The organism is Vibrio genomosp. F10 str. 9ZD137 (genome assembly GCF_049974785.1).
In the GTDB taxonomy this organism is placed as follows: Bacteria; Pseudomonadota; Gammaproteobacteria; order Enterobacterales; family Vibrionaceae; genus Vibrio.
Genome location: NZ_JBNGCJ010000729.1, coordinates 1 through 2199, shown reverse-complemented (window position 1 = coordinate 2199; position 2199 = coordinate 1). Strand labels below are relative to the sequence as shown.

Sequence of the window (2199 nt, the reverse complement as noted above, 5' to 3'; positions counted from 1 at the left end):
GCCTGCGTGACTGTGGCGGGAGAAATTCTGACGATGGTAACGTGCTTGTAAGAACTCGAGTCCACCCAACTCGTTGGCTAATTGGATTTGTGCATTTTCTTTGGTTGGCAATTCTTTGGTTGGCAATGGAACCTCAACTCGTCCTAGCTTAGTGTCACTCGAACGAGATAAACCAGTTCGATATTCTTAATCTTGTTTAACGTAGCGTTATCTTAACGTAACTGTACTTTAGTGTGACGGGATCTTAACGCCAAAGTATCTTAACGCTAAAGTATCATAACGTAATGAGGGATCTTATTTTTGTACAAACTTGCGGTTTTGGTGAGATTATTGAGCGAATAACACTTCTGAGGTACACGATGAGGCGGAGGATTAGAGGTATGGGGGCTTGGTGAATATCCCCCAACTAGAGCAACATTTGTTGCTACTTTTTCTTTTTGGCCTTTCCTTGAACGGCTTTAAATCGTGGGTTGGTTTTACAAATTACGTAAATTCGCCCCTTGCGCTTGACGACCTGACAATCGCGGTGGCGTAATTTAGCGCTTTTTAATGAGCTGAGTACTTTCATTATTTATCATCCCCTGATTTTAAGCCGCCTAAGTTACCGAACTTACGGCTAAAGTTAGCAACGCGACCTTCTGTATGAACCACTCTCTGCTTGCCTGTATAGAAGGGGTGTGAGTCAGAAGAGACTTCGATGGTCATGTATGGGTAGGTTTGTCCATCTTCCCAATCAATGGTTCTTGTGGTTTCCAGAGTGGAACCTACTAGAAAATACTTATCGACACTCGTGTCATGGAAAACGACGGTGCGGTAGCTAGGGTGAATGCCTGGTTTCATTTCAATCCTTATTCGTCTTTAATTTCTTTGTGGTTGCTCTGGGTGTTTATCACTGTTTGTGTGATGTTATAACATAACTAATGATAATAATTATCAATAACGATTGCCAGTGTTTTTTACATTGACTAAAAAATAACGGCGAGGAAATAGAAGCACGCTTTCCGACTTGATGACGAAAATCTGACACACTGACTCGCTCCGAGGTCCATCTTTTTATGCGTTATTGTTTTAGGGTGAGCATGAGAAATGAAGAGCAAAAAAATGCCAGAAAGTCTTATTGAGCTTTCTGGCATTGTTGTCTTTTATGTTTGATTCATTCAGGTCAAGAATTAGTCTACTTGGCTACTGTTTAAATAAGCTTTGGTTGAAATGTCTGTCCAAGCGCGTACTTTCTTCAAGTAGTCAGCTTGAGAATCGATGATTTTCTTCGCTAAAGGATCGTTGGCTGCTAACTCTTTCAACAGAATTTCCTTTTCTTGTTTCATTCTGTCTAGCACCGCTGGTGGAAAATCACGAACTTTAATATCAGGGTTTTCAATCAGCATTTTTTCCCAACTTCTTGCGTTGGCGTCGATGGCTTGTGTGTACATGTCAAAAGCCGCAACACGGAAGGAGGTTTCCAATATTACCTGAAGATCTTTTGGTAATTTATCCCATGTTTTCTGGTTCACAAGAAATTGAGTTTCTGAGCCTGGCTCATGCCAAGCCGTATAGTAATATGGCGCAATGTTTTGGAAGCCCATACGAAGATCAAACGCTGGCCCTACCCATTCGAGTGCATCAATGGTTCCTCGCTCTAAAGACGTATAAAGCTCTCCCGGTGCAATATTGGTTGGTTTTGCCCCGACACGAGCAAAGACTTCACCGGCAAACCCTGGAATACGCATCTTCAGGCCTTGCAAATCATCAATCGAGTTTATTTCTTTCTTAAACCAGCCACCCATCTGAATGTCTGAGTTACCACCAGGAAACGACAGTAAATTATGAGGTGCATAGACTTCTTGCATGAGCTCCATGCCACCGCCTTGATAGAACCAGGCATATTGTTCGGTGGTCATCATGCCAAAGGGCATTGAAGAGAAGTAAAGTGTGTTAGGCACTTTACCTTTCCAATAGTAAGAACTTGAGTGGCCGAGATCATATTGGCCAGACTTCACCATATCAAAAACACCCAGTGGGGCTTTGTGCTTGTTGGCGGAGTCGATGCGTATTTCAAGACGGCCATTCGACATTTCATTGGCAAGCTTTGCCATATTCTTACTGGCATCGCCTAAAATTGGTGTGTTCGGCCCCCATGTTTCAGCGAGCTTAAGGCGATATACTTTTTCGGCGGCGTTGGCTGACAGGGATAAAGCCGCA

General features: G+C 43.0%; 3 protein-coding genes and 1 pseudogene. All 4 read right to left on the bottom strand.

Features of this window, described 5'->3' with window-relative positions:
* Positions 1-126, bottom strand: a pseudogene (locus ACP45E_RS17355) (AraC family transcriptional regulator); the annotation flags it as partial.
* A gap of 298 nt (positions 127-424) precedes the next feature.
* A complete protein-coding gene (ykgO, locus tag ACP45E_RS17350; protein ID WP_083188612.1) occupies positions 425-568 on the bottom strand; it encodes a type B 50S ribosomal protein L36 in 144 nt (47 codons plus the stop codon).
* Positions 568-840 (bottom strand): type B 50S ribosomal protein L31, encoded by a 273-nt coding sequence (locus ACP45E_RS17345; protein WP_017036443.1) that lies wholly within the window; start codon positions 838-840, stop codon positions 568-570. The genes ykgO and ACP45E_RS17345 overlap by 1 nt, the downstream gene beginning before the upstream one ends.
* A 329-nt stretch (positions 841-1169) precedes the next feature.
* Positions 1170-2199 (bottom strand): TRAP transporter substrate-binding protein (locus ACP45E_RS17340; protein WP_069585324.1); only part of this gene is annotated, 1030 nt, incomplete at its 5' end.